The sequence below is a fragment of the Pseudomonas sp. PB3P13 genome (assembly GCF_054897735.1).
Genome location: NZ_CM142702.1, coordinates 1,753,149 through 1,778,604 on the forward strand (window position 1 = coordinate 1,753,149; position 25,456 = coordinate 1,778,604).

At 50.0% G+C, this 25,456-nt stretch carries 25 protein-coding genes; 7 read left to right on the forward strand and 18 right to left on the reverse strand.

Translation table 11 applies throughout. From position 1 onward, the window contains the following. Nucleotides 1-61: 61 nt before the first annotated feature. The 3 genes from ACYZT1_RS07900 to ACYZT1_RS07910 all read left to right on the forward strand — a co-directional run bounded on the left by ACYZT1_RS07900 (nucleotide 62) and on the right by ACYZT1_RS07910 (nucleotide 3,586). Complete coding sequence (locus tag ACYZT1_RS07900) at nucleotides 62-1,234, forward strand: MFS transporter (protein WP_462018430.1); 1,173 nt, start codon at nucleotides 62-64, stop codon at nucleotides 1,232-1,234. A 90-nt stretch (nucleotides 1,235-1,324) separates the two neighbouring features. Next, nucleotides 1,325-2,758 (forward strand): aldehyde dehydrogenase family protein, encoded by a 1,434-nt coding sequence (locus ACYZT1_RS07905; RefSeq protein ID WP_462018431.1) that lies wholly within the window; start codon nucleotides 1,325-1,327, stop codon nucleotides 2,756-2,758. A 99-nt stretch (nucleotides 2,759-2,857) separates the two neighbouring features. Further along, complete coding sequence (locus ACYZT1_RS07910; protein WP_462018432.1) at nucleotides 2,858-3,586, forward strand: TorF family putative porin; 729 nt, start codon at nucleotides 2,858-2,860, stop codon at nucleotides 3,584-3,586. Between the two features lie 43 nt (nucleotides 3,587-3,629). Here the strand turns inward: ACYZT1_RS07910 and ACYZT1_RS07915 are convergent, their stop codons facing one another. Both ACYZT1_RS07915 and ACYZT1_RS07920 read right to left on the reverse strand, forming a co-directional pair. Then, complete coding sequence (locus tag ACYZT1_RS07915; RefSeq protein WP_462018433.1) at nucleotides 3,630-4,490, reverse strand: LysR family transcriptional regulator; 861 nt, start codon at nucleotides 4,488-4,490, stop codon at nucleotides 3,630-3,632. 117 nt (nucleotides 4,491-4,607) lie between these two features. Next, complete coding sequence (locus ACYZT1_RS07920; RefSeq protein WP_462018434.1) at nucleotides 4,608-5,057, reverse strand: PACE efflux transporter; 450 nt, start codon at nucleotides 5,055-5,057, stop codon at nucleotides 4,608-4,610. A gap of 233 nt (nucleotides 5,058-5,290) precedes the next feature. On the opposite strand from ACYZT1_RS07920, the gene ACYZT1_RS07925 reads away from it, so the two are divergent. Continuing rightward, nucleotides 5,291-5,659 carry a cupin domain-containing protein gene (locus ACYZT1_RS07925; RefSeq protein ID WP_462018435.1) on the forward strand — a complete coding sequence of 123 codons (369 nt, stop codon included), beginning with the start codon at nucleotides 5,291-5,293 and terminating at the stop codon, nucleotides 5,657-5,659. A 527-nt stretch (nucleotides 5,660-6,186) separates the two neighbouring features. Here ACYZT1_RS07925 and ACYZT1_RS07930 read toward each other — a convergent pair. The 8 genes from ACYZT1_RS07930 to ACYZT1_RS07965 form a co-directional block, all read right to left on the reverse strand. Beyond that, nucleotides 6,187-7,368 carry a YbfB/YjiJ family MFS transporter gene (locus tag ACYZT1_RS07930; RefSeq protein WP_462018436.1) on the reverse strand — a complete coding sequence of 394 codons (1,182 nt, stop codon included), beginning with the start codon at nucleotides 7,366-7,368 and terminating at the stop codon, nucleotides 6,187-6,189. Then, nucleotides 7,362-8,264 carry a LysR substrate-binding domain-containing protein gene (locus ACYZT1_RS07935; RefSeq protein ID WP_462018437.1) on the reverse strand — a complete coding sequence of 301 codons (903 nt, stop codon included), beginning with the start codon at nucleotides 8,262-8,264 and terminating at the stop codon, nucleotides 7,362-7,364. The genes ACYZT1_RS07930 and ACYZT1_RS07935 overlap by 7 nt, the downstream gene beginning before the upstream one ends. Nucleotides 8,265-8,449: 185 nt before the next feature. Continuing rightward, nucleotides 8,450-8,944, reverse strand: coding sequence for a hypothetical protein (locus ACYZT1_RS07940; RefSeq protein ID WP_462018438.1), 495 nt, complete (start codon nucleotides 8,942-8,944; stop codon nucleotides 8,450-8,452). 225 nt (nucleotides 8,945-9,169) lie between these two features. Continuing rightward, the gene (locus ACYZT1_RS07945) at nucleotides 9,170-9,634 is read right to left on the reverse strand and encodes a nuclear transport factor 2 family protein (protein WP_462018439.1); all 465 of its coding nucleotides are present in this window, start codon (nucleotides 9,632-9,634) and stop codon (nucleotides 9,170-9,172) included. A gap of 96 nt (nucleotides 9,635-9,730) precedes the next feature. Next, nucleotides 9,731-10,120, reverse strand: a complete 390-nt coding sequence (locus tag ACYZT1_RS07950) for a tautomerase family protein (RefSeq protein WP_462018440.1) — start codon at nucleotides 10,118-10,120, stop codon at nucleotides 9,731-9,733. A gap of 24 nt (nucleotides 10,121-10,144) precedes the next feature. Beyond that, a complete protein-coding gene (locus ACYZT1_RS07955; RefSeq protein WP_462018441.1) occupies nucleotides 10,145-11,215 on the reverse strand; it encodes an NAD(P)H-dependent flavin oxidoreductase in 1,071 nt (356 codons plus the stop codon). A 152-nt stretch (nucleotides 11,216-11,367) separates the two neighbouring features. Continuing rightward, nucleotides 11,368-12,555 (reverse strand): NO-inducible flavohemoprotein, encoded by a 1,188-nt coding sequence (hmpA, locus tag ACYZT1_RS07960; RefSeq protein ID WP_462018442.1) that lies wholly within the window; start codon nucleotides 12,553-12,555, stop codon nucleotides 11,368-11,370. 569 nt (nucleotides 12,556-13,124) lie between these two features. Further along, on the reverse strand, nucleotides 13,125-14,030 hold the full coding sequence (locus ACYZT1_RS07965; RefSeq protein ID WP_462019207.1) for a LysR substrate-binding domain-containing protein: 906 nt from the start codon (nucleotides 14,028-14,030) through the stop codon (nucleotides 13,125-13,127). A 119-nt stretch (nucleotides 14,031-14,149) separates the two neighbouring features. On the opposite strand from ACYZT1_RS07965, the gene ACYZT1_RS07970 reads away from it, so the two are divergent. Further along, nucleotides 14,150-15,472, forward strand: a complete 1,323-nt coding sequence (locus ACYZT1_RS07970) for a serine hydrolase domain-containing protein (RefSeq protein ID WP_462018443.1) — start codon at nucleotides 14,150-14,152, stop codon at nucleotides 15,470-15,472. A 110-nt stretch (nucleotides 15,473-15,582) separates the two neighbouring features. Here ACYZT1_RS07970 and ACYZT1_RS07975 read toward each other — a convergent pair whose 3' ends face one another. Next, on the reverse strand, nucleotides 15,583-16,713 hold the full coding sequence (locus ACYZT1_RS07975; RefSeq protein ID WP_462018444.1) for a sensor histidine kinase: 1,131 nt from the start codon (nucleotides 16,711-16,713) through the stop codon (nucleotides 15,583-15,585). Nucleotides 16,714-17,008: 295 nt separating this feature from the next. Beyond that, nucleotides 17,009-17,218, reverse strand: a complete 210-nt coding sequence (locus tag ACYZT1_RS07980; RefSeq protein ID WP_462018445.1) for a hypothetical protein — start codon at nucleotides 17,216-17,218, stop codon at nucleotides 17,009-17,011. Nucleotides 17,219-17,405: 187 nt separating this feature from the next. Between ACYZT1_RS07980 and ACYZT1_RS07985 the strand changes: the two genes are divergently transcribed. Further along, the gene (locus ACYZT1_RS07985) at nucleotides 17,406-17,654 is read left to right on the forward strand and encodes a CsbD family protein (protein WP_462018446.1); all 249 of its coding nucleotides are present in this window, start codon (nucleotides 17,406-17,408) and stop codon (nucleotides 17,652-17,654) included. 78 nt (nucleotides 17,655-17,732) lie between these two features. Continuing rightward, nucleotides 17,733-18,212, forward strand: a complete 480-nt coding sequence (locus ACYZT1_RS07990) for a hypothetical protein (RefSeq protein WP_462018447.1) — start codon at nucleotides 17,733-17,735, stop codon at nucleotides 18,210-18,212. A 113-nt stretch (nucleotides 18,213-18,325) separates the two neighbouring features. On the opposite strand, the gene ACYZT1_RS07995 is transcribed toward ACYZT1_RS07990, so the two are convergent. The 6 genes from ACYZT1_RS07995 to ACYZT1_RS08020 all read right to left on the reverse strand — a co-directional run bounded on the left by ACYZT1_RS07995 (nucleotide 18,326) and on the right by ACYZT1_RS08020 (nucleotide 25,350). Then, nucleotides 18,326-19,126 carry a hypothetical protein gene (locus tag ACYZT1_RS07995; RefSeq protein WP_462018448.1) on the reverse strand — a complete coding sequence of 267 codons (801 nt, stop codon included), beginning with the start codon at nucleotides 19,124-19,126 and terminating at the stop codon, nucleotides 18,326-18,328. Then, nucleotides 19,126-20,223 carry an AAA family ATPase gene (locus ACYZT1_RS08000; RefSeq protein WP_462018449.1) on the reverse strand — a complete coding sequence of 366 codons (1,098 nt, stop codon included), beginning with the start codon at nucleotides 20,221-20,223 and terminating at the stop codon, nucleotides 19,126-19,128. The genes ACYZT1_RS07995 and ACYZT1_RS08000 overlap by 1 nt, the downstream gene beginning before the upstream one ends. After that, the gene (locus ACYZT1_RS08005; RefSeq protein WP_462018450.1) at nucleotides 20,220-21,239 is read right to left on the reverse strand and encodes a hypothetical protein; all 1,020 of its coding nucleotides are present in this window, start codon (nucleotides 21,237-21,239) and stop codon (nucleotides 20,220-20,222) included. Before ACYZT1_RS08005 ends, ACYZT1_RS08000 begins: the two co-directional genes overlap by 4 nt. A 480-nt stretch (nucleotides 21,240-21,719) precedes the next feature. Next, complete coding sequence (locus tag ACYZT1_RS08010; protein ID WP_462018451.1) at nucleotides 21,720-23,660, reverse strand: DUF3732 domain-containing protein; 1,941 nt, start codon at nucleotides 23,658-23,660, stop codon at nucleotides 21,720-21,722. Continuing rightward, the gene (locus ACYZT1_RS08015) at nucleotides 23,657-24,142 is read right to left on the reverse strand and encodes a three component ABC system middle component (RefSeq protein WP_462018452.1); all 486 of its coding nucleotides are present in this window, start codon (nucleotides 24,140-24,142) and stop codon (nucleotides 23,657-23,659) included. Before ACYZT1_RS08015 ends, ACYZT1_RS08010 begins: the two co-directional genes overlap by 4 nt. Beyond that, nucleotides 24,139-25,350 (reverse strand): ABC-three component system protein, encoded by a 1,212-nt coding sequence (locus tag ACYZT1_RS08020; protein WP_462018453.1) that lies wholly within the window; start codon nucleotides 25,348-25,350, stop codon nucleotides 24,139-24,141. The genes ACYZT1_RS08015 and ACYZT1_RS08020 overlap by 4 nt, the downstream gene beginning before the upstream one ends. Nucleotides 25,351-25,456 lie beyond the last annotated feature (106 nt).

The window sequence follows — 25,456 nt, forward strand, 5'->3', positions numbered from 1 at the left end:
AAGTTGTACTTGCGTGTGCTTTGTTGCTGCCATTCATAAAATAATATATAGGCGTGATGCAATGAAAGAGAATACCGAAAATCTATTTCTAGCCAGAGCGATGGAAAAGGCTGCGGCGTTGATACTCCCGTGCTTGGCCAGTCTACCTATAATGGTGATGCCATTTATATTTGGTGCGGTAATCGATGCTCTAAAGGTCGACGCCGCAAGCGCAACGTTTGCGACAAGCGCAGAGATTTCGATGATCGCGCTAGCATCGCTTTTTGTTTCATTTGTGCTCAAATTTCTGCCTCCGCGCCTAACCGCGCTAGTAGGCCTAATAGCGGCTTCAATTGGGCATTTCCTTTCAATATCGAGCAGCAGTTTGGAGTTGATGTTCCTTGCTCGAGGTCTCGCGGGCTTGGGCGAAGGCTTGTGCATGGGAATTGGGTTCGCGACATTGGCTCAAATTGCTGGAGGTACAAGACTACTTGCATACTCATCTGGGGTTGTCGCCGCATTGTCTCTCTGCTCGTTTCAGCTAGTTCCTGTGTTGCAGCCATTCTTAGGCCCGGTAGCCGTGTTCTGGTTCATGCTTGCCGTTACAGTGTTGTGCATACCTCTTGTTTTATGGATGCCGAAGAGAAAACTTCGTCAAATGCAAGTGTCCAATGGGGGTGGATCGATTTTCAATGTTCGAAGTCTTTCGTTATTTAGTATAGCTTTTTTGGCAAGCGCAGGGTCTAACACCTTGTGGCTCTATTTTGAGCAGGCCGGTAGTTCAGTTGGTTTTGATTTAAAAGCTATTGGTCAGTTAGGGTCGGTGATTCTCGTACCAACTCTGCTCGTTCCGTTTGCAGTTAATTTTATATTCAATCGTACAAAAACAATTACTCCCATACTTGTGGCATGTTTGCTCTCCGGGATATCTGCTTTCTACTACGCGAAATACGGCTCGCAACTGCTCTTTGCCGTAGTTGTGATTAGCATGGCGTTTCTATACGTGTTCCTTCTAGCTTACGTTCGTGTCTACTCCGCACATGTGGATCATACCGGGCGCACAACGGCGGCCGTAGGCGGGGCTGATTCGCTTGGCATGGTCATAGGGCCATTGGTTGCAGCATTCACTCTAAATTTAACCGCTAGCTTCGCTCCTTTAAGCACCCTAGGTCTCCTTCTTAACCTTCTGTGCATCGTTCCATGCGCGCTATTTTTCTTTACACGCTCGACTGAATTTCAACGTCGTGTGAGTTAGTAAAACTCCTTGTCTCGGTGTGATTGCACCAATTGATTGGCCCTTTGGGCTTGCTTATACAATCCGTATTATAATGTTGGTGGTTTCAATATGTTTGATAAAATTTATATAGACGGGCAGTGGGTTGATGGTGGTGGCGATGTGTGGGACGTTGTATGTCCTGTTACAGAGGAAGTAATCCAGCGCCTCAGGCTTGGAAGCGAGACGGATATGGAGAATGCCATAGAGGCCGCCTCCAAAGCATTTCCGCTCTGGGCGAGTTTGCAACCTGTGGAAAGGGCAAATTATCTTCGAAAGATAGCTCAAGGAGTAGAGGATAACAAAGGCCTTTTAATTGATCTTCAAATGCGAAACAGCGGCAAGCCTTTCGCCGAAGCAGAGATCGATGTTAACGCGGTGATCGAAACTTTTACCTACTACTCCAAATTAATCAGTGCTAATCCATCGTCTCAGATCGTAGACATTGGTGTTCCAGGCTTCAGTGGTGAAATCACACAGGAGCCTATCGGGGTGGCTGGCTTAATTTCACCATGGAACTTTCCTATGGTGACCACCTCTTGGAAGCTTGCTCCGGCGTTAGCCGCTGGGTGTACGGTTGTCGTCAAACCATCCGAATTTACCCCTCTCGCCGAGATGGCCTTGGCTTCCATTATCGATAAGGTCGGCCTGCCACGTGGAGTCGTGAATTATGTGCCCGGGCTAGGAGATGTTGTCGGGAAGAAACTCGTCGAAGATGTTCGGGTGAAAAAAATTTCCTTTACCGGTAGTGGCGCGGTTGGAAAAGAGATTATGCGCAGTGCTGCCGATACAGTAAAAAAAATCAGCTTAGAATTGGGGGGGAAGTCTCCAATCCTTGTGTTTGAGGACGCGGACGTTGAGGAAGCGATTGAGCTGGTGATTGCTGGTATATTTTACAACGCCGGTCAAATTTGTTCTGCCACTTCTCGTCTACTCATTGCCGAGACCATTAGCCATGAATTCATCGAAAGACTTCTGGTGCGGTGTGGACAAATAACTGTCGGTGCACCATCTGAGGAAGCACAGATGGGCCCCTTGGTATCGAAAGCACATTTCGACCGAGTTCGAAACGCAGTTGAACATGGACTAGGTTTACCAGGAGCTTTTGTACGGGCTGGCGGTAAACCCGTAGGTAATAACTCAGGCCGGGGGTATTTCTATCAGCCGACCGTTATTGAAATAAATGATCCAAAACATGTGTTATGGCGCGAAGAGATTTTTGGGCCGGTTCTCTGCTTCATGAAGTTTTCTTCTGAAGAAGAAGGCATAGCTTTGGCGAATGACAGTGTTTACGGGCTCGCCGCGACAGTTGCTACTAGCTGCGCTAATCGGGCACGGAGGGTGGCGAGAAAGTTAGAGGCTGGTTTTGTAACTGTAAATTCGCCTCAAATTGTAAGTCCTCGCCTTTCTTGGGGAGGTTACAAGGAAAGCAGTTTAGGGAGAGAGTTGGGGGTCTACGGGTTGTCTTCCTTTCAAGAAGTAAAGTCAACTCTGTTTAAAATATGATCTAGATCAAAAAAATAAAAATCTAAAGGTAGCTTTGATATTCGTTATCTGCCTTTAAGCGCCTCGCGTGCGCAATAATATACAAGAATGAGGCTTTATATGAAATATGCTCTAATCGGCGGCCTAGCGGCTGTGTGCTTGCCATTTGTCAACGCTAATGCGGTCGAGTTGTCAGAAGACTTCAGCTTGATTGGTAACGTAGGGCTGTTCTCTGAATATAATAGCAGGGGGCTCTCTCAAACTCAGCATGATCCGTCCCTTCAGTTGTACGCCATGTTGCTGCATTCAAGTGGGTTTTATGTGGCGTCTTGGAGCTCTAATGTTGACTTTGGTCGTGGTTCCAAAGCTCGGTATGAGACAGACTATATTGGCGGGTATCTCTGGCAGCCAGCTGAAAAGGTAATTGTTGATGTGGGCTATCTCAAATACACTTATCCAAAGCAAAGTAACCTTAACGTTAGTGAGAAATACCTAACTCTTGATGCTTATGGATTTCTCTTTGGAGCGTATTACTCTGATGATAACTACGGTGATCAAACAGCGCTTTACAGCTACGTTGGTTATAAAACGATGTTGCCATTTGACGTTGGGGCTCAACTGAAGTACGGTAGAAGTGACTTCAAAGACCCAACATTCTTCAACTCAAGGGGGCAGTCAAAAGAGTCATATCGTTCTTGGGAGTTTCAACTGTCAAAGTCATACCTTGATCTAAATTGGACGGCTACCTTGGTTGGTACTGACCTGTCGAAATCAGAATGCTCATCTTACCTCGGTTATGAGGACGTCTGCTCTAATCAGGTGGTATTTGGCGTCAGCAAAGACTTCTGATCTGGGTTCATAGAGAACGGCACTTAGGTGCCGTTTTCGCCATTTAGTCAGCCTTTAATAGTTGAGCCAAAAACCACTGCCCAGCGGGGCCGAGAGCAGGGCGGCGCTTCCAGACAATATCGACATCTACGTATCTTGGGTAGCCCTGAACCTGCAGCTCCACCAACTCTTCGCTGCCGAAACGTGTAACCAGCTGCTTAGGCAGCTCAGCCCACCCGAAGCCCCTAACAGCGAACTCAAGAAGCATAAGGTGATCAGGTGCAGACCACATTTTACCCAGGCGCTTTCCCGCCTCGGGAGCGTAGGTCTTGAGGCACAACTGCCGGCACTCACTCAAATGCTTTTGGGTAAGATTTTTAGCGAACGCGAGTTCATGGTATCTGCTGATGTAGACGCCCACTTCAGTTCGCAGGCCCAACCTTGAGGCGCTGATATCCTGAGGATAGGGGTCTTGAGCTATGAGCATTCCAATGTGAGCATGACCGTTTTGCAGCAAGCTGATGACGTCTGCCCCCTCCGCAGGCCCGCATTGGAGTTCTGTATGCGGAAACTGGCTCTCATACCGATTAAGCAGGTCATCTTGGAATAGTGGGTCATAAATATCAGACACAACTACTGATAGAAACGGCTCGATATCGTTCGATAGACGCACCGCCAATGCGTCAAGCCCGTCACTAGCCTCCAAAATAGCTTTCACCTGGGCAAAGACCAGATGCCCGGCATCGTTCAGTATAGGCTGTCGACCGCCTCGATCGAATAACTGACAGCCAATGTCAGATTCTAAATTAGCGATTGAGATACTGATAGTGGATTGGCTTTTCTTCAGCTTTCTGGCTGCTGCTGAAAAAGATCCAAGTGCCGCAGCCTCAGTGAAGGCAATGAGAGATTCGGGTGAATACCGCATGATTTGCTGCCGATGTGACCCTCGAGCCCGTAAAGCTAATAGCAATTCTTGCGTTCGTCTAGGATTTTGACTGGAACCTCACATAGAACCTAGGCCTCGGTTCCTTAAACAGATAAATCAGCTGATTGTTGCTTTTGTTGACTTGCGTAATTTTGAAGCAACTTTGACTTTCTCAAATGCCCAGTTGTAGAAAATTGTATATGGAAGCACGAATGCAAAAAATCCAGCCTCGAGCAGGAACGCTTCTAATAGGGTAATGTCCAGCATCCACATTCCAATGGGTAGACAAACCGTGATTATCCCTAACTCGAAACCGATTCCGTGCAGTATGCGAGTTTTGAAAGTCCAAGCCGAACGTTCTGCTTTGCACCACTTGTCAAAAAATGTGTTGTAAATAGCATTCCAAAGCATTGCGAATAATGAAAGGCTAAGGGCCAGCGCACCAGTGCTTGCCAATGGCTTGTTGAATATCAACGTGAGCACTGGGGCGCAGATGCCAGCAGCAATGAGTTCGTAACCGACAGCATGCAGGATGCGTTCTTTGATGGAGATTTTTTGCTTTATCATGCGTTGCCTCAAATGCTGGATAAATTATTGGTTCATTATCTCGAGCCTCTGGACGGTTAGCAAAATAGCAGCCATCGACTTCCTCAATACCTTAAAGGTGGAATGGTGAGTGAAGGTGATAAATTGTCCATACTTTCCCGAACATGGCCATTTCGGCCCTAGCTTTGCTGGTGCGTCATATTTAAGTTGATTGTCTTTTACAGTTGCCCTGGATTTATTTTGGAGCGTTTCTGATGAGTACTATGAGTTGTATCAAGCTTGGGTTTGATTTTCCGTTTGAATCGTCGACCTTCCTGCAGGATGGCGGATCAAATATTGTGGAGGGTGATCCTTGTGAACGCGCTGCACTTATTACTGCAAGTGCTAACGGTTTAATCGGTTCCGGTGTGTGGGAAGCTCAACCTTACACAGAAATCATCGCCGAATACCCCGCCGAAGAAACTTGCTACATTATTCGCGGAGAGGTTTCAATTACTCCGCTTGGCGAGCCAGAAGTTTTTCTTAAGGCTGGGGACTCATACCATATTCCTAAAGGGTTTTCGGGCACGTTCTCAGTTCGAAAAACCTTAGTTAAGGTGTTCCAGTATAATGCTGAAGTATAATCTTTAGCTTCGTATTGGAGTGTTTGTGCAATTGGCTTAGCCGCTGTCACCGGCAGCATTGAGTGTGTCTAAACCTTTTCCAACGGGTAGGGGTTGCCACCTTAGAATGCGATAAGGATTTTTCTCACGAAAACACGGTTTTAGCTGTAGAGATATCCGCACAAGAAACGTGTCACCTGCTCGTGTATGCCGTGCTGCCATGTCTGTCGGGAGCGGGAGTGCACTCTGTGAAAGGGGCTGGCTAATCTCGTGTTGCTAGCGGCCACACGCTGAACACGAAGAGGTAGTTGATCGCTAACCATGCGGCAGCTAGATTGCAGCTACGGTTGACTTCGACTTTGAGGTGTTTAAGGGCTACGGCGCCCCGATCGCCCGCAAGAATCCGATTTCCCGCTACCGTAAACTTTCGATTGTTCAAGCGTTCGCTGGTCTGACGAACAGGATTGCCATACGTCTCCTCCGGTCGCTAGAAATCTCCATTGCGAGTTCGATCGGGGGTGAAGCTAGTGCACCTGGTTCACCTTTGATTAATGCCTGCTACTGAGGATAGAAGTCCGCAGTGTAAAGACCATTGATAGCAACAATGCGCACCCTGCTGCGACCAGTGAAGACGCGAAAGTACCGCTGTTTGAATAAAGGTAGCTCGCTAATAGGGGGCCCAGTATCTGGCCAATGCCATAAGCTGCAGTCATGATCGCGATCAGGTTAAATTTGATGGTGTGTGACACCAGCTTTGCTGCAGGCATGGCGATGGTGACAGTACCCATAAAGGTGCCACCAACAATGAGTGCGCTGCCGATGTATCCAAGAGCGTTCGGTAGTAACACTGGTAGAACTACCCCAACTGCTTGTACAAGCAGATTGGCACGCAGCGCTGCGTGGGTTCCATAGCGAAGGTGTAGCCTGTGCCAGAAATAACATGAGGGTGCAGCGCCGAGGCCGAAGACTGCCCATACATGTATTGGGTTAATTGAACCCAAGCTATCTTTGACGAGGAGAGGCAGATACGTGGCGGTGATGATGTATCCAAAACCTGCGAGCCCGTAGGCAATGATGAGCGGCCACGCGCCTAGGGGCAGTCGATTACTTCCAGAATCAGTAGCCGCGTGTTGAGGGATTTGCCCGGGTAGCCGATCCAACTTGATGAGTGCAATGAGCCCCAGTACCGCGCTGCTCAGTCCTAACACCCACCACAATCCAGCGCTGTTCATTCCGAGCCACTCAGCTATTGCCAAGATTTCGGCCGATAAAAAGATACCCACCCCTACACCCGCGAACAGAATCGGCGCACCTTTGTGGTGACCCTTGTGCTGGAGGAGCCATAACGACGCGCAGATCATGGAGAGAGCACTAAATATGCCGGCGATACCGCGAATTGCAATGATTAACCAGGGCGTTGAAGTTAACGCTAGAGCTATGAGACAAAGCACGCTTGCAATGACAGATGCTAAGACCCACGAAAAGGATTGCTGACTACCCAAGCGTGCCGCGAGGAGCGCACCTAAAAGATAACCCGCGTAATTAGCCGATGCCGCCAGAGTGCCGTCATGCACGGTCAGCAGACCTTCATGCACCATGATGGGGTAAACACCAGTGAAGGCGAACCGTCCAAATCCCATCCCAATAGCCATCACCAGTGCGGCAGCTGCAGCAGACCATAGCAATGCACGCTTACGTCTGATTTGCTGGTCATCTGCACCAATTAGCATTTTATGGTCTCCGAATAGCTGTCCTGAAGAATGCCCTTAAATGCCCTAAAAGCAGCTGTTGAATATCCGGCGCGCCAGACAAGCCATGTTGTGTTCTTAATAGATGAGCAGACCTGGACGCTGCCAAGATCTGAACACAAGTCCAACACGCTCTGCGGGACAATGCTGAAATTTTGCCCTGCGGCTACGCATGCCATCATGACATGGTAGGAACCTACCTCATTGACAGTTAGCGAACTGGCAGGGCCTTGATGAGATGCGAACCACTCGCTACCGATAGAACGATAACTGCATCCCTTCTGGAATGCCGCTAACGGGAGTGACGGGACTTGAGAAACCAAGTCTTCCTCGGTGTAACCCTTAGGCATTACGATTCGCAGTGTTTCTTCATAGGCCGCTTCACCTTCGAAACCAAGTGTGTCTAAGAATTCTGTTTGCACGCAGTCTACTTCGCCAGGAGGAGCTAACAGGGCGCAATCAATCTCGCCCCGCTCTAAAAGCTCGACGAGCTTTTGTGTGGCACCGGTGGTGACGTGCATGTTCACGGAAGGAAATGTTTGGTGAAATCTGCACAAAGGGGATGGCAAGTGGCTTGCGGCCGTGCTCTCCATCGAGCCAACACGCAATATCCCCTGCGGCAACTGAGGATGCATGGCTTGGCGGGCCTCATTGGCAAGAGCCAGCATTCGATTTGTATACTGAAGGAACAGCGCACCTTGCTCGGTAAGGCGGAGTTTCTTTTCTTCCCTATTGAACAATTCCACTTCCAACTCAAGCTCTAAGTTTTGAATGCGAGTGGTCACGTTAGATTGCACGCGTTTCAATAAAACTGCAGCCTTGGTGATGCTAAGCTCGCTGGCCACCGTTTTGAATATTTCAAGTGTTACTGTGTCCATGCACGGCCTCAGAGAAAATTGGGCAAACATTGCAGTCATCTATCGGAGCATTTGAAATGCCCTGTTGTCTGCGCTAGCGTACTGCCTATGGCTTTGGCAAGTTAGTGTCAAAAGTTTTTCAGTTGGTGAGTTATAATTGACGGCCACTGCCGCACTAAAAGATAGTGGCCGCTGATATGTCTCAACTACAAGAGAGCCGCCTTAATGTCACCGAGGGGGACTTCTATCCTCATCTTCAGCGTAGTAGGCTCTAACTCTGCCTCGGACAGGCAATTCAGCCATGCCTGAGTAGGCGTTGCACGGTAAAACCGCTTAACGCCGCCTTCCAAAAAATTTTCGAGATTAATTTCTGTATCTGGATATAGAAGGCGGAATGCTTTAGAGGCCTCGGCGCGATCATCCACTTCGCTCGCTTCACACTGCAGGTAAAGGCACATCATGTTATTTGTGCCTCTCACCCTGGTTGAATCGTAAAACGTCAGAAAGGCTGCACCGTTCTGGTCGATATTTTTCGAATGCACAGCTTTGACCCATGATGACCAGTAGAAGTTGAGGTCTGAATCAGGGATCGCAGTGGCGGGCGTGTTCCATGGAACGTCCGATGCGGTTGTAGCAATGTTCGCGTACAAGCACTTTTTGAGCAGCTCAGCAGAGCGGTTGCCCAGATCAACGTCATTCATATCTTCACCGCCTGATCTTCATTTGGGAATGATAGTGTTATTACGTTCTCACAAAGAGATTGTCACGCCGGGGTCGGAATGCAAGCGTGTCCGATGGAAGGATGGGTTAGGAATGCAGTATGCGGCGCGCAGAAGCTCGCTGCGGGTGAGGCCGGCTGGTGTCAGAGGCGGTTTCTTCTAGATGCGGGGGAGGCGGGCTGGCGGCGAGCAGGCGGGTTCTGACCCTTAGGAGGGGATTGTAGCCGTACCGCCATGCAAATGTATGTTTCCCCAACTTTGAAGTTTTAATTGCTTAATACTCGTAATTTTCCATTCGTCGCCGAATTTATCCAACTCGAATACATATTCGCCACATGAATGAAAGAAGTTTTCATCCTGTTTTGGATTTCGCAAGTCGAATCGCAATATCAGATAATTGCAAGATGCGCGGACGCTTTGTACATCTGCATCACAGTTGATGTAAAGATTGGAAAAACTGTGTTGCTTTGTCAAGTTGTCCAACGCAGTCGCTCTCCGTTGCACGAATTCCTCACCACTCATTATTCCCGGCGCCTCGCGACCGGAGGATGAGTAGTCGATAAAAACCTCCGACGCCAAGCAATCGTTCATGGAAGTCCAATTGCGCTTGTCGAAAGCCGCGAAGAACCGGCATAAAACCTCGTGGACTCCCATGAATACAGGGCTATGCATCTTAGAGTTCCTTTTTCGTAGATAATATAATTAATCTTAGTGGGATTTCTATGAAACCGTTTGGCTTTGACCCGCCTGCCTGCGGGCCGTTGCACTTCAGAGATCGCCAGTCAAAAATTGCGCTCGACCCAAGCCAAAACTCCAATCTTCGTCGCCATTGATGACGATTGAAATCATCACGTCCTGAGGCGCGATACCACAGTTCTGTTCTAAACCCTGGGCAACAAGCGTATAAAATTTCTGCTTCATTTCTGCCGACCTTGGCCGGCTTACCGCCGTGATCACGACTACATTGTCCGTCCTGGTGAACCCAAGGCCTGTGTCCTGAATAACCAATCGTGAAGATTGATGTTCAGTCAAAATCTGATAGCGATCCCTTACAGGAACTTCAAATGCCTCAACCATGGCGTTATGAACAGTGTCCAGAAGAGTTGTTAAGGCCTCCTCAGAGCGCCCTTTAATTACATCAATTTTCAACAGTGGCATATTAGAAACCTTTCAAATGAATGATCACAATGATGCTGTGCGCATCTCTTCCACGAGCGTTTGTATCAGGACTCTTGCAGGTAGCTCTCTCGCCAAAGGAGCTCCTTGCCCTGCCCACTGAGCCGCGAAATCATGGCAGCCTTTAGCACTCGCAGCCGAATGCAAGGCTTTAGCAACGTCGTACGCCAATGGGTATTCCGCCGGTGCCGGAATTTTTCCGATTTGGGACTCTAGGTATAGGCGATTGGAAATGCCGCGAGCGGGCCGTCCCGAGACATAACTGGTGATTTGCGTTTCATGGGCTTTGGCAGTTTTAAGGATTTCTCGGTGCTCCCGGGTCGCAGATGATTCGGGGCATAAGATAAACGCTGTACCCAGCTGGCTAGCGCTTGCGCCAAGGGCCAATGCGGCATTTATGCCGGCGCCATCCATGATTCCTCCAGCAGCAATAAGCGGGAGATCAACACTCATGCTTAGGATGCGCAAAAGCGCGAAAAGACCCAGTTGATGATCTTGCCCAGGGGTATCTTCAAACACGCCACGATGACCGCCCGCTTCATGGCCCTGTGCAACAATTGCCTGGATGCCAATTGACTCGAGCAATCGGGCTTCGTGCAAGGTTGTAGCGCACCCTATCGTAAAAATACCTGCCGCCTTAAGTTCCGATAACCATTCCGGTGGCGGCGCACCAAAATGAAAGCTCACTACCGCTGGCCGTTCTTCCAGCAGCATTTCAAGCATCTCCCGGTCATCTACAAAGCTTTTATATATTTCCCGAAGAGTCCCCGGTGGGATGGCGTCAAACTCCGCAAACGTGTGGGCTATATGCTCAAGCCATGCGTTATTTCTCGCATGATCAAACGTGGCCGGACGATGGCAGAACATGTTGACGTTAAAGGGGTTGTCGGTGAGGGCTCTTGTTTGTCTGATCAGGTCTCGCCCCTGATTCGGATCACTCGCACCTAAGCCAATGGAACCCAGCGCACCGGCATTGGAAACTGCCGCAGCCAATTTGGGGTTAGAAACCCCCACCATGGGCGCTTGAATAATTGAATGATCAATGCCGAGTCTCGACGATAGGTCTGCTTTTGACATGGTTAGCCACCTTTTGCGTTGCGAATACCGGAATGCACATGGCCGGGCTTTCAAACTTGTAGCTGTGGGTTTAGCTCATCCTTCCAGCCAATGAGGGAGATATTTGGGCGCATGGGAGGTCGCTATAAGCGACCTTTCACAGCGCTTGATCGTTAAGTCAACGCTTCCTCTGGGCCGAAGAATTCGTAATGCGTCTGGACAGCGGGGACGCCCAGCTCATCAAGAGAACGCCTCATGAATTTCATAAAAGGCCTGGGCCCGATGAAGTACGCCTCAACATTCCTATCTTGAGGCAACCACTGCGTCAGATGCTCCATTGCGGGCATGCCTGTAGCGGTCGGAAGGTGTTCAGCATCGGCGCTAGCTTCGCTGTGTACTGTGTATAGCTTGAACAGGGGGTAGCGTTGCTGCCATCGATCCAATGTTGCCTGAAATGATTGTGCCCTAGCACTGCGAGCGTAGTGGATGAATACGACTTCACGCTTGCCCGCTTTGAGAGCTGTTTCGGCCATCGCCAGCGTTGGCGTAATCCCGGCCCCGCCACTGATAAGTACCAGCGGCTTGGTTCCCTCGACCAGAATGAAATTCCCTAGCGGTGGAAATAATTCCAGCACAGACCCAGCAGTAATCTCGTCGTGCAAATAATTGGATGCAACGCCACCTGCCTCGCGTTTGACGCTTATGCGCAAACCTGAACCGGACGTGGGAGCCGACAGCGAGTAATTCCTACGAATTTCAGTGCCATCTATCTCTAAACGTAAACCGATATATTGGCCTGGCTTATGGGCGATTACTGCTTTGCCATCTACAGGCTCCAGGTAGAACGAGGAAATTTCGCTGCTCTCCGGCACTTTGCAAGAAACGCGGAACAACCTTCCTCCGCGCCAACCGCCGGGAGCGTGGGCAATATTGTAGTAAACCTCTTCTTCGGCATTTATCAAGATATCGGCCAGCTGCTGGTAGGCAACGGCCCAAGCATCTATCACGGCATCTGTTGCAATCTCTTCTCCTAACACTTCCCTGATCGCGCGAAGGAGGCACGCTCCCACGATCGGATAGTGCTGTGGAAGTATCTGCAGGGCGACATGCTTGTTTACGATCTGGCTTGCGAGGGGCCCCAAATTTTCAAGCCGATCAATATTTTTGGCATACATCAGCACCCCGTTCGCGAGCGCGCGTGGTTGCGCTCCGTTGGCTTGATGCGCTTGGTTGAAGAGTGGTCGGACTTCGGGATGTCCAGCAAGCATGATTTTGTAAAAGTGCGTAGCGAGCGCTTCGCCACCGGTTTCCAAAATGGGAACGGTTGCCTTGATAATTTCACGCTGCGATTGGGTGAGCATATTGAATCCAGTTATCGTCGATGCAACAGACGAAGCAACCGCTATGCCAGGTATCGAGTCTCAGGAAATCAGAGGCTTATCGTTGATGTAGTCAGTATGACAATGGTCTTAAAGACTATGAGCGTTCAAAATTGGTCATTTTGACCGGGTTGTCGCTTCATCCAATTCCAACCATTTACCTGCATGAATCTCTACTGAGGTTTTTCTTCTGCATGAGATTGGAAGTGGGCTGCTGGGGCAGACACGCCTTCTTGGCGTGCATATGTGTCTAAGAAGAGAAGCAGTCGAGTTGACCGTAAAATTCCCAGCGGGGTCAGTGACCGTGGTGAGCGCTTTGGAGTGTTTTCAGCTGCCCGACCGACTGCTTGCATGGTGCACACTGGCGGTAATCGCTGTGCACGTCCGCCGTCCACACCTGACGATCCTAGCCAATAAGGGCGATGCCGTCCGCATATTTGAGGAAACCTTCGCCTCAAGCGTCAGGAAAGGTGTGATGCCCGGACGTTTACGAATTTCGTAGCCTCCTAGCTGACTGCTTTTTCCACCTTGGAATGCAGGCTGAGCATAACTTAAGTATCGCTCTCTCCATTCCGATAGCTACGCCGTAAGCTTTCTCCAAGCCACTTGATGAACCATAACGCATCTTCGCTTGGCGTTTGCGACGGTGTAAGAACTTGATAGCTCTCCAGCGGCGCGCCCTGAGCGACACATCTCACAAGGCTTCCTTCGTTCAGCTCTCTTTCCACTAATACCTCGGTGGCCAGTGCGATCCCGTGCCCTTCTCTAGCCAAGTTCAGCACGACGTCGTTACTGATATGTGAGGCGTCAGCCTTGACCCGCTTACGAATTCCTTGGGCTGCGAACCAGCTACTCCACCAGCTCCCGTCATCGACATGAATCAGCTTGCAATCCGGCAGGTCTGTCACCTCTATTTGCGCGGGCAGTTCGGCCCTGAAGCTTGGAGAGCACACCGCGAAGACTTCTGGGCGAATAAGCACCTCATGCACGTCGGAGAATTCGCCGGGAAGGCCATAGGCTATTGCTAGGTCTGCCTTACGGGCGTCGACCTTAGTAAAGGTGGCGTTTGGCTCAATGGCGATTTTCACGTCGGGCCTGGTACTACGCAGCGCTTCAATGCGTGGCGTTAGCCAGCGCGATGCGAATGCAGGCACGCACAGGATCCGTAACCAGCGCTCAGGACTACGGCGGCTAATGACCGTCCCGGCTTCTGCCAGAATCTTGAATGACTCGGACGCCGACTGATAGTAGTAGGCACCTTCCGGCGTCAGGCTCACACCACGTGGCGAGCGGTTAAGCAGGCGCACGCCCAGCCATTCCTCAAGGATCTTCACATGCCTACCGATGGCCGGCTGGGTGACGTGCAACGCTTGGGCGGCGGCCACGTAGCTGCCCAAACGAGCAGCTGCCTCGAAGGCACGGATGGCGTTCAGCGGAGGGAGCCGATCAATCGTCATGGAAAACCTGCCGGTGTTAGTTTTTTTAATAATGACTGTAACTTTATTGTTCTTTTCCGTACCACACAAGTTATCCAGACTGCCCTGCGCGTACTTTCACGCCATACGAGGAGCCGCAGATGCTGGCGATATCAAGAATAAAAAAATCGTTCACTTTATTGTCTGTAGTGGCAGCATTGGCTGGCTCTGTACAAGCCCAGGATACCGAGGCGCCTTGTGGCGTGCCTGGGCTTCAGGTATGCCCTCAGCCTTTCGACAAAACCCTGCCTAACGCCAAGGATATGCTTGGTTGGGATCAGGAAACGCGCGTAGTTGGTTTCCGAAACACATACCGGATGTATGGCGGCGATGTCTTCCGTACCCACGGGATCAAGCCGTATCCACTACCCGAAGCCGATCACAAGCTCAATGAAGTGCGCTACATGCTAAATGGCATGCCTCATGGTATGGACGATTACTTGCGAAACCAAAACGTGACGGGCCTGTTGGTGCTTAAGGATGGCAAGGTGGCCTACGAGCACTATGACAAGGGCAACACGGCGCAGACGTTGTGGACGTCCCGCTCGGTAGCAAAGTCAGTGGTCAGTGTACTGGTGGGCGTTGCGGTCAAGGAGGGCAAGATTAAGTCGGTGGACGACAAGATCACTCAATACATCCCTGAGCTCGAAGGCAGCGCTTGGCAGGACGTGACTCTGCACCAGTTGCTTCAGCACACATCAGGTGTGATCTGGGACGAGAACTATGCCTCGAAGGATTCCGACTTTTCGCATATGACCCAGTGCGAAGCGCAGCCTGATCCTTACACGTGCGTGCTGAACCTCGTGAAATCGGTGAAGCGTAAGCCTGGAGTTAAGCCTGGCGAAGTGTGGTCTTACAACACTGGCGGTGCTTGGTTGGTGGGTCGGGTGTTGGAGAACGCTACAGGCCAGACCATTGCCAAATACATGGAAACGCAGATCTGGAGCCGCTACGGCATGCAGCAGGACGGCGTATGGCATGCGCTGGTGCCAGGCAAAGTCGACATGGGTGGTCATGGCTTTAACGCGACTCTGAGGGACTGGGGGCGGTTTGGTCAGTTCGTGCTGAGCGGCGGGCAATTGCCAGGGGGCGAAAAGCTGTTGCCAGATGACTGGATTAAACGCTCTACCGACTGGACGCAGGCCAAGGGCTCCGTGACCGCTGTCGCGCCAAAGGGTCAGTATGGCTACCAGTGGTGGTACAACGCACCGGCGGCGGATGCCAGCACTCAATCGAAAGGGACTATCAGTCAGGATCAGACATTTTGGGCGCTAGGTATTTACGGACAAGCCATTGCGATCAATCCCGCTGAGCGGCTGGTAGTAGTGCAGTGGTCGACATGGAAGAATGCAGAGTCACCGAACTCCCTTTATGAGGAGCAAGCGGCATTCGTCAGTGCTGTGGCCAAAGCGTTAAGGAACTGAAGGCAAAGTGAGTGCACATGGCTTCAGCTCATCGAAGTCATGTGCCGGGCATGCTCTAGAAAATCTGAGGTTAACCCCCACAGCGCAGTCCGAGCGAGAACTCGTCCCACCTAGGCGACGATCAATGGGAGCTTGACGGTGAAAGTGGTACCAGTTTCAGCTTCAGAATAAACGTCGATATGTCCATGATGGGCATTCACAATGGATGATGCGATATAGAGTCCTAACCCTAAACCCGCCTCAGGGCCGTACTCGACATCCCCGTTTGGCAATTGTCGAATCAATGGATTGAAAAGGGCTGCCCTGTCACTTTCCTCTATGGGAGTTCCGGCATTGTGAACGGTCACCATGGCATAACCTGCTTCCGCTTTTAGAGTGACGGTGACGGGGGTCTCGGTTGCCCCGTGCTGAATCGCGTTGCCGATTAGATTGGTGATTACCTGTTCCATCCTGGATTTATCAAAGCGCCAATGCAGAGTGTATTCGGACTCCAGATTTATCTGCCGGTCTGGGTGATACGCCCTCGCTTCCTCAACCATCCCCCTGCATGTCTGAGCCAAGTCTTCCAGTTCAATGCGAACTGGGATTCCCGATCCTAATTGAGTGCGTGTGAAATCTAAGAGATCACCTACAATTTTGATTGACCGCTTAACACTGGTGTAAATACGAGACACGTTCTTGGTAGGTTTTGGCGGAAGATCCCCGGCACGTAAGAGAACTTCAGCACTAAGTGCTATAGCTCCGAGCGGACTTCTTAAATCATGACCGAGCACACCCAGGAATACATTGCGCGCGCTGTCCACGGCGGTCGTGTACGTTACTACCGACTCAGCAAGGGCTTGATCAATAGCTTCGTTAAAGCGGATTACGTCATGAACTTCATTATCCTTGGACACGTGGTTAGGTGGTAGCCACAAGGCAAGCACACTGGTGCGCAGAGCCCTGTACTCAGCAATCATCTGTCCAATGGTGAAGCCCGAGGCGTGTCGAAGATCAGCATGAGTTTCTGACGAGGCGATGCCGTCTGATCGAGGCGCATTTCCGTGGGATTTCAGAATCCGTGCTGCATGGCTTTGAGGCATTTGAAGGTCAGCGGCAATCGTCCGCAGCATATCCTCCGCGTGATCTCGCAACGCTAGTGTGTCCATCCCCTCCGCAGCCGGGGTTAGCGTCTTGGCGAAGTCCTCCCACTGCTGAAGGATGGGCTCCATATTTTGTATGATGAATTCAGCCAAGCGCATAGGTTGCTCCGCGATAGAAAATGGACGGGTTGGCCGGATAGCGCTAAGCCGTGGGAGAAGTGCCGAAGAGTATGACCACGAGACATCATGCGTGGATCGGGCCTTAGTCGCGACCGGTTTTTCACCTCATAGCCTTCGCTAGCACGTTCGCCTGCCCCCGAATCCCGGTCGAAGTAGGACGGGAAATGCCATCCGTCAGTGGTGCTTTCAGGGTGCGGGAAATTGATAGCAGCTTTCCCAGTAATGTAATGCTCAAGAGAAACGCGTTTGAGATCAAACTCAAATAGCGGCGGGATCATGGGAGCTTGCTGAGGCGGGCTAGACCTTGCTTGATATGTCCAGCGTTCTCGCTGATGGTGTCAAGGGCGCCACGGACGTTGTCGCCGACTTCCGCATGTCCTTGACCTTCCACCTGGAGGGTTAGCTCCATTAGAGCAGCCTCGAGCGCTAGCTGGTTTTGGTACATCCTCTCCAGCACATCCGACAACGAGTATTCTCTGGGCATTCGTGGACTCCTTAAGGGAAGCTCAGCATAGCGCAGCATTGGGAAGGCACTGACGCTTTGTGAATCGCTTCTGAGCCTCCTCAACTTTGAACTTATTATAAAGCTCATGCCCCTAAGCCTTTGCAGATAACCTCTAGCTCAGGTCGATGCCTGAGCGTCCCCCTTACACACGAAGGCTTGGTGAATCATGAAAAGCGAACAGGTTGAAGGCGCTGTAGAAAAAGTTGCTGGCAAAGCGCAAAGCGCAGTCGGGAAACTTTTTGGTGATTCGAAGCTGGAAGCTGAAGGTGCTGGGCGCCAAGCTGTTGGTCAGCTGACACAAACCTATGGCGACGCACTGGACAGCGTATCTACATTCGTTAAAGAAAAACCAGTTGCTGCAATCGCGATTGGTGCAGTTGCTCTGTTGGTTCTAGACCGCCTTTTTCGTCGCTGAGTGAGCAATAAGGGACGTTCCGGCAGGGGCGTTCCCTTTCGTGTTTATCATGCCTCGCATACCTTAGGACTGCACATCATGAGCTTCGGGCGCGCGGGCAGCGAAGGCGGCACGCCCCAACCACTGCCCAGCCTTGAAAAGGAGGCTGAAATGAACTTCGATGAAGTTTGCGAGCTTGAGAGAACTCGGCGAAAGACACTTTGGTCTCTTGCCAGCCTCCTTCCTGGCGATCCGAATGCATTCGAGCTCGTCTTCATCCTCGATAGCCTCGACACCCAAGAGCGAGACAGCAGACCTTCCACGGATAAGGCACTTGAACTGAGTGAGGTGCGTGACGTCGTCTCGGTGAAGCGTCATAAGTCCGGTATCGATATTGTCTTGGAGCTTGATATCCCTCAGCCGTGGCGGGAGCGCTTCCTTCAAGCAAACGTAGGGTCGACCAGGTTAGTAGATGGGTTTTACGCCTGCGACTGGGGTAAATTCCTGGATGGTTGGAACGCAGAGATGCTGCACCTAAAGCTGCATAGAGCTGCTAGATACAAACCCGGAACAGACTGAGCGGATGACGGGAATGGGACACGACGACGATGGCACGGTGTAATGCGATATTCAGATGCCGCTAGCTTATGGGAAAGCGTTATTCTGAGGTAGTTGACCTCTGGTGTTAGTAATTAAAGAAATACCTGTCCACAGTCGTTTTTGAATCCAAGTGCAGTCATTTTTTTAAGCACCAAGCAATGGTCTCGGTCGTTTTCGCTTAGCGTTACTTTAAATCCGTGATATTTATTTTCATGGTGGCAATGATACTGGTACCAGCTACCATCAACGAATCCATAAATTTTAGAATTTATTTTTATCCCATTAGTCAAAGTTTTTTGCGCTTTCTCATTAGCTAGATTCATTTCGCTAATTATAACTCCGGCGACCTGACGAGGCTTACTTCCATGCTTCGGATTGTGCTCAAAAAACCAAGTTAAATTGTCGAGCATTTCCTCGGTGTAGATGTTGTATGAGGTGATATTGCCGTATATCGAACTTTTGTAACTGATACTTTCATCTATATATGCGTGGTGGTTTTCTGCAGAGATCATGAGTGATCCGGAGATGGACTCTGCTGCATCGTCGAAGCATGAGCTTTTAAGGCAGGTTCCTGTTTCGTCATGGATGGTGTCGTCTTCACCCAAATGTCGATCATCAGTGTGTGGGCGAGACATTAACGTCATCAGGGTGAATTTTCTTGCGAGTTCTTCACTAGCTGACTGCCTTGCTACTGCCTTAACTAATACGGATTTAACTGTCACTCCGTTAATGATTTCTCTATCTAAAAAACATTTTGTTCTAAAGGACTTGCTTTCGAAGGCTATTGATTTAGATTTCGATACCACTTTGGCAAGCGTGGTCAATATGGACATCGCCTCTTGATGATCTTTTGCCTGGCGATCAATTGAGCGGTCATTGATATAAATTTTCATCAGAACAGCCTCAACAAGTCTTTTTCGGCCTGGTCAAAAAAACCGGTGTCCATGTCGCTCAAGCCGCCATCGTTCTCAATTAAAATTTTTGTAATCAACCTGGCTCCGTTGTCGGACTTTACCGAGTTAATTGTTACAAAGCCGGAGTTAATATTGTTTTCTTTAACGTGGGCGCGAATACCATTAATTATGTGATCGCTATGTGTTTCTAGGATTACTTGAATTCCGCATGTCGAAGCCATCGTTAGAAGTTCGGCAAGCATTGATTGAGCAGCGGGGTGTAAATGTACTTCGGGGTTTTCAACAAGCAAATACCCTCCTTCGGAGGTGCAAAGCATTGCTAGCACTATCGGTATAACGTAGCTAATTCCGAATCCTGTATTAACAGGTCTAACTTCATTTATAGATTTTCCTCCAGTTGGAAAAGTGTTAGAAACCCTATCTAGATTCTTATGGTCAGTTAGATTGATCTCAAATCCTGGAGTTATTTTTTTCATTGCCTCTCTAAATGCGATTTCCAGTTTGACTTGCCGGTCATCATCTTGAGTCAAGAGGTGTGCACATATTTTTTTTGCTAGCTTCTGATTTGGTGAAGGTGAGTCCTTATATCGAACCAATTCAGAAATTGCATACTGGCCATAGATCCCTATATCTATAACGGAAGTATTGAAATTCGTATCATAGCTGTTTTGAGGGCAAAGTCTGTAAGCGCTGAGATAATGGAAGCTAGAGGTGTAAAAGTTGTGGTTCAATTTTGGCGATGATTGTAACGTCAAATAATAGTCATCTGCGTTGAGAGCTTTTACGTTGCTTGAAAATATTTCCTTGTCCAAGGTAATTGTAATACTATCACCCAGCGCGTCATGGCTGAAGATATCTTTGACGTGGCCGAATGAAAAGTATTCTCCAGCTAAGCTGAGATTTCCATTAAGGAGGCTACCATTATTGTGACTTTGCTTAATTAGTAATAGCGCTTGGAGTGCCGTAGACTTTCCTGCGGAGTTCGAGCCACAAAAAACTGTGAGCGGTGTAAATTCAAATTCTGCACTTACAAAGCACTTGAAGTTTTCTATCTTTAGTGACTTTATTATGCTCACCTAAATAACCTTCTGTAATATGAGGAAGCAACGCGGGTAGGTGCTCTCGGAGAACTTTCTAATATTTCATGTACGTCATTCAACGATCTGATTTGATCTCTCAAAGAGTAGATGTACAGGTGGACAATTTGGTTTTGCGTAAGCAAAAAGTTGCTATCGATAGTATCTCGTCGAAGCCTACGACTGAACGCAACATGTGGATCAAAAAAAATTGTATTTCCAGTATGTATGTAAATCGATCTGAGATTGGCTCTAATGTCGCGCTTAAGGATGTCTGTGTCAAAGTTTGAGAAATGAATTTGCATCGCTGCTTCATCTAACAAGGCTTGTGTTGTATCCTCATTGGGTCGCATGACTTTGTTGAATGTCAATGTTAATGCTGCTAACAATAAATATAGTTCGTCAAAACTCGCAGCGTGCAAGTATTCATTTTTATTTGAAAGTGTTGAGCCTGAACTTGATGGTTCTAGATATCTTGAGCAAGCCCGCTGCGTGCTCCTGATAAATAAAAAATGATCCCTGAAGGCAAAGTTTCTGGCTGCTTGGACTGGGAAGCGATAAGAGTCGGAGTTGATTCTTTTGAAAAATTCAAACTTTAATGCAGGGTGTGTGTCGTAACTGATTGTTGTGAAGTATAGCTCCGCTCGATTTGATAACGTTGATGCGTAACGAGATGGTAGCTCGGAGTAGTGTAAGTTTTCAAGATTGGGTAAAAGTTTTAAGTCTTGTAGAGAGAACTCGTCATTGCAGAAGTCAAGTAAGCATTGAACGCGTTGCGTGCCATCTAGCACTGAAATTGCGCCATAGTTATCTTCCTCGCACCAAAACTCTGTTGTTGGCATTCCGAGAAGAATACTTTCAACAAACGTGGACTTCCCGCGTTTGCTCCATGATTTGCTGTAGATGTGATCGGGATAGAGGAAAATCCGCTCATCATGATACCTATCGATCATTCCAGCGACTGTGAATACATTTTTCTTAAATCTGAAGCCGAGGTCATATTCGGTGAGCCGCATGGCACTTGTTCCTAAACTCTAGAAGCAAAAGATAGCAGTTTTCGAATCGGTTGTCTGATGCTACCGAGCTCAGGCTTGGCTTCTAAAGGTGGCATCCGTCATAGGCAGGTGCCATTGATCCCTCGGCTCTGCTCAAGATCGGCATCGCCCCTGTATCTAAAACGACGGTTTAAATTGCAGATCGATCCGCTCGTAAGATATTGCATCGAGAATTTGGCCTTTCACGTCTAATGCTTGCCAAAGGGGGCGTGATGCGGGTATTCGCCATGCATCTTCCTACGGCTGCAGAATTACTCCAGTCGTTGTGAGGTAGCTTCCCGCACAACATGTCTAAGCCGTTCACCCTCTCTAGATTCGTTTCTGATGGTTCTGCGCCAAGTGTGCCTTGATCGACCAGGCCCGACGGTCTTCCTTCCCTTCATCGTGCTCCGTTAGACACTCCTATACACAACACGACAGGAACCCGACAGGGAACTGTGATCACTGCTCAGATCGCTGCGGCCAATCCATAGGGATCAATGCATTCCCAGAGGTACGAGTCCATCGTTCCCTTGTCGCACTCACATAGCGGGGATCATCAGCGAAGTAGGCGTGTTCGATCAGCAGTACCTGGAGATCCTTCTGAGCCGCCGATTCATTGAATAAAAAATTGATGTGCTTGCGCATTGCGAGAATCTCTTCATCTTCACCTGTGAGGAAGGTTTCATCTTCACCACGAGTCGGGTAGTAGGGGCGGCTTATCTGATCGAAAGCCAGGAAGCCAGGTACTGGCGCTCCAACGTCCTTGAAGAACGATTGCAAGGCAAAGGTGAGGGCAACATGAATAGCCAGACAGTTTTCATCAGAACCTAGGTCTATCATTCGCAGGACGGCATTCTGTCCACGTTCGATGACCGCTACCTCGGGTGGACGAGCGTAAAATTCAATGTCCACATCAACGCATGGCTCTTTGGTCGGCAGATAAACGATTGATTTCGTCATTCTCTCCGAGACCTTGCGTTGAGCCCTATCCAATAGCACCTTCCTGGCAGCATGGTCGACTTTCGCTTCCAGCTCCTCAATCTGAGTGCGCAGCACATCAAGGCTAACTGCGGCTGGCCGTTCAGCAGGGCTGAGCTCAAGAAATAGTGAGACTTTTCCTAGCAGATTCGCCCGATAAGTCGAAGCCGACTCAAACCTTTTATTTTCTTCGTTTTGCCGCACCCATGTTGCAATCCGCTCGTTCACTGCCTTGAGATCGGCATTGATGCCTTTGAGCTCGTCATGAAGCACTTGGTCATGCTCCACGAGTCGTGGCTTTACGCTTTCCACAGCAACACTTTCTGAGCGGATGATCTGGAGGGTGGCCTGCAAAGCACCTGCTATTGACCGTCCCTTCTGAGAAGGCGAGTCGCAAACAGGGCACACATCGCCGATCTTCCGCATGTGTTCTGAAATCTCCAACTTTTCATATTGGCGCTGTACTGTGCCCCTAAATTCCTCCATTTCAGTTAGCGCGGTCTGAGTTGCACGTACTCTGCGACGTTGATAATCCAACAGGCTCAGCAGCCTTTTCCGCTCAGCGTATAACGCTGGCAGTTCATTTTCGTCAGGATTGACCGAGCCACTGGCTGAGCTTCTGCGAGCTGCAACAAGGGCGGCCTTGAGTTCTTCATCCGTAGCTTGACTGTCCGGGCGAGCACTGATCATGCCGCATCGCTGAGCATCCATCAAAAGCCGCATTGCCACTGTCCTGAACTCACTGTCGGACGCTTTCTGGGTGCGTTGACGGCGCTCTTCCCGGTCATACCGTTGGCGCAGCTCACGGAGCTTCCGTTCATGGATCACGGATTCTTCGTTCACTACACGGAGAAAATAAGGCATCGTTTCAATGATGCCCTTTGCTTCGTCTGCCTGATCTAGGCCGTGGAGTAATGCCTTCTCGTTGTTGATGACTTCTTTGGTCACAAACATATAAGCAGTGGCGTGGCGCACTGAGGCTCGCCAGCGCTGCACACCAGCTTCATGCGAGTCTCCAGCAAGATCCCCAATTCCAAACGCTCGCTCAATGAGTGCCCTCGCTGACTTGAGCGTGGTAGCTCCTTCGAACTCACTGATCGTCCGAGGGAGTGGTAGGTCTCTGCCGGTGCTGACAAACATACTCCCACTACTCTTCTGAGTGAGTGGTGGAATGATGCGTCCCGTGATCATTTCAGCGCTATCGGAGATCCATTTGACTCCAACCGCGATGCTGTGACGACGCACATACGCCGCGAGCTCGCACTCGCTCGATCCCAAGCAGTAGTCGATGGCCTTGATCAGCGTCGATTTTCCAGTGCCGGAGGCGCCAGTGATGATGTTCACACCTGGCTCTAGTGTGATTGTTCTCAGTCGACCTTTTTCCCCAAGGAAGAAGATGCTCGCAATGTTCCAGCGATTCATACGGTCAACCCCATCATGTTGAGTGTCGTGCGGGTGCTTCCCGCCATTGCCATCCAATATCCCAGTGAGCGGGCACGTTTGAAGGCATTCAAATTAGGAGAGCTGAGCCGATTGATCGCGCTCTTATTCGTGGACTTCGGCCCTGCTGACAAAAGGCCTTGCTCATTGATACTCAAGAGCTTCGAAAAACAGCCGTATTGGATGGCTTCAGTAACGATGTCTGCCGAGCTATCGATGCGTTCGCGGAGGTCAATCTGGACGACCGGATTTCTCTGTAGCCACTCGAGAAGCCCGGTCAGGCGGTTAGTCCCAAGAAACGTTTTTTCCAGATCTCCTGACAGCGCAATCGGCAATGCTGCATAGCAGAGCAACATCTCCGGACTACTAGATTTTTCCTCTTCGTAGGCCGATGTGAAGGTCGCGAGGATATAGGCACAGAACGCAGGATTCGTTTCAGCGTAGAGGTCGTGAGCGACTATCAAGACTCATCCTCCAGAAGGTTAATGTAGTCAGGGTGCCAACCCACTCGACGGTCTATCGAGAGAGTTTGGTAAGTGCCTCGGATGTAGAAGTGGCGACTCGGCGTAGAGATCGGTTCCACGTTCTTAGGCGCCTCGTCATAAGCCCACCTCAGGAGCTGGAGGCCACTCTCTCGCTTGATCGCTTCATCTTTATCTTCGCAGTCCAATGCCATCTGTTCATGCAGGTCAGACCAGTATTCGATCAGTCGGGAGTCATATTTGGCGACCTTGAGCTTCATGCTTGGGTTATCGGAAACCCAGCTCGAGCGCTGTCCATGGGCTCGCCATTGATCTCGAGTGCAGCGTTTCAGGTCGACCTTACTGCCATTGACCAAGGCAATTTGCCGTTCAAGCATGCGGTGGGGCGAATGACCTGGGGGAAACATCGCGTCCTCAAATTCCCACGACAAGTTGTCCTCGACCAGATCGCTTTCGATCTCCATTAACATGTGCTGCAGTTCGGTAAACGAAATTGCCCGGTCTCTCATACCGCATAGCGAATGTACGACCTGAAGGCTCCACCATTCGACAAGTCGCTTTGTGACACTGGGACGGTACTCGACAGGTGTCAATTTCAGCTGCTGCGCTATCAAGGCTTCGATCTGGGTGATGTCAGGGCTGTTCGGGAATATCTCGATTTGCCTTAGCAAATTCAAACGACCTGAATCACTCAACGCCAAGAAGGCTTCACATCCTGGCGCCCGATCCGCATAGGGGAGGGGCGTTTTGGTGGAGGTGGCACGTCGGTCGACGACTCGTTTTGCTTCTTCTGTCATTGCCATGAGAAGCGAGTGTCGATCAGTGTTTCCTTCAAGCAACGAAAGCAGCGGAGATCCGTCCGGTATGGCCCCAACAGCGATCAAATGGAATCTGGTCGACGCAAGAGACACACTCGGCAGCGTATCGATCCACGCTTTGATCGTCTTCCATAGCGCCGTTGAGCTGAGTGAAATGGGAGGTGGCCGTTTAGAGAGAGAATGCTTGAGCTGAATGAGCAGGTGCTGGCCATTCACTTCCAGCTGCACGTCATCGAGGCGTTCGATGGAAACTGCTGAATCATCCGTGGAATGTCGCAACAGCGACAGCAAGGCGTAGTGGGCTTGGTAATAAAAGCCTAACGCGGAAGCGCCGGCTTCGTGCCCCGTTGAACCACTTGATAAATCGGCCACCGTTCCTTGGCTCCTGTTGTATTCAGTGGGGTCGTTACAGACGTTCACCGCGCATGGTAACAGAATGCCACTATTTTGGGGCTGAAGGGATTCAACGTTGCCGTCA

What these genes read in the sequence shown, in the direction of transcription:
- ACYZT1_RS07900 (WP_462018430.1), top strand. Translation starts at nt 62, where the DNA reads ATGAAAGAGAATACCGAAAATCTATTTCTAGCCAGAGCGATGGAAAAG.
- ACYZT1_RS07905 (WP_462018431.1), top strand. Translation starts at nt 1,325, where the DNA reads ATGTTTGATAAAATTTATATAGACGGGCAGTGGGTTGATGGTGGTGGC.
- ACYZT1_RS07910 (WP_462018432.1), top strand. Translation starts at nt 2,858, where the DNA reads ATGAAATATGCTCTAATCGGCGGCCTAGCGGCTGTGTGCTTGCCATTT.
- ACYZT1_RS07915 (WP_462018433.1), bottom strand. Translation starts at nt 4,490, where the DNA reads ATGCGGTATTCACCCGAATCTCTCATTGCCTTCACTGAGGCTGCGGCA.
- ACYZT1_RS07920 (WP_462018434.1), bottom strand. Translation starts at nt 5,057, where the DNA reads ATGATAAAGCAAAAAATCTCCATCAAAGAACGCATCCTGCATGCTGTC.
- ACYZT1_RS07925 (WP_462018435.1), top strand. Translation starts at nt 5,291, where the DNA reads ATGAGTACTATGAGTTGTATCAAGCTTGGGTTTGATTTTCCGTTTGAA.
- ACYZT1_RS07930 (WP_462018436.1), bottom strand. Translation starts at nt 7,368, where the DNA reads ATGCTAATTGGTGCAGATGACCAGCAAATCAGACGTAAGCGTGCATTG.
- ACYZT1_RS07935 (WP_462018437.1), bottom strand. Translation starts at nt 8,264, where the DNA reads ATGGACACAGTAACACTTGAAATATTCAAAACGGTGGCCAGCGAGCTT.
- ACYZT1_RS07940 (WP_462018438.1), bottom strand. Translation starts at nt 8,944, where the DNA reads ATGAATGACGTTGATCTGGGCAACCGCTCTGCTGAGCTGCTCAAAAAG.
- ACYZT1_RS07945 (WP_462018439.1), bottom strand. Translation starts at nt 9,634, where the DNA reads ATGCATAGCCCTGTATTCATGGGAGTCCACGAGGTTTTATGCCGGTTC.
- ACYZT1_RS07950 (WP_462018440.1), bottom strand. Translation starts at nt 10,120, where the DNA reads ATGCCACTGTTGAAAATTGATGTAATTAAAGGGCGCTCTGAGGAGGCC.
- ACYZT1_RS07955 (WP_462018441.1), bottom strand. Translation starts at nt 11,215, where the DNA reads ATGTCAAAAGCAGACCTATCGTCGAGACTCGGCATTGATCATTCAATT.
- hmpA (WP_462018442.1), bottom strand. Translation starts at nt 12,555, where the DNA reads ATGCTCACCCAATCGCAGCGTGAAATTATCAAGGCAACCGTTCCCATT.
- ACYZT1_RS07965 (WP_462019207.1), bottom strand. Translation starts at nt 14,030, where the DNA reads ATGACGATTGATCGGCTCCCTCCGCTGAACGCCATCCGTGCCTTCGAG.
- ACYZT1_RS07970 (WP_462018443.1), top strand. Translation starts at nt 14,150, where the DNA reads ATGCTGGCGATATCAAGAATAAAAAAATCGTTCACTTTATTGTCTGTA.
- ACYZT1_RS07975 (WP_462018444.1), bottom strand. Translation starts at nt 16,713, where the DNA reads ATGCGCTTGGCTGAATTCATCATACAAAATATGGAGCCCATCCTTCAG.
- ACYZT1_RS07980 (WP_462018445.1), bottom strand. Translation starts at nt 17,218, where the DNA reads ATGCCCAGAGAATACTCGTTGTCGGATGTGCTGGAGAGGATGTACCAA.
- ACYZT1_RS07985 (WP_462018446.1), top strand. Translation starts at nt 17,406, where the DNA reads ATGAAAAGCGAACAGGTTGAAGGCGCTGTAGAAAAAGTTGCTGGCAAA.
- ACYZT1_RS07990 (WP_462018447.1), top strand. Translation starts at nt 17,733, where the DNA reads ATGAGCTTCGGGCGCGCGGGCAGCGAAGGCGGCACGCCCCAACCACTG.
- ACYZT1_RS07995 (WP_462018448.1), bottom strand. Translation starts at nt 19,126, where the DNA reads ATGAAAATTTATATCAATGACCGCTCAATTGATCGCCAGGCAAAAGAT.
- ACYZT1_RS08005 (WP_462018450.1), bottom strand. Translation starts at nt 21,239, where the DNA reads ATGCGGCTCACCGAATATGACCTCGGCTTCAGATTTAAGAAAAATGTA.
- ACYZT1_RS08010 (WP_462018451.1), bottom strand. Translation starts at nt 23,660, where the DNA reads ATGAATCGCTGGAACATTGCGAGCATCTTCTTCCTTGGGGAAAAAGGT.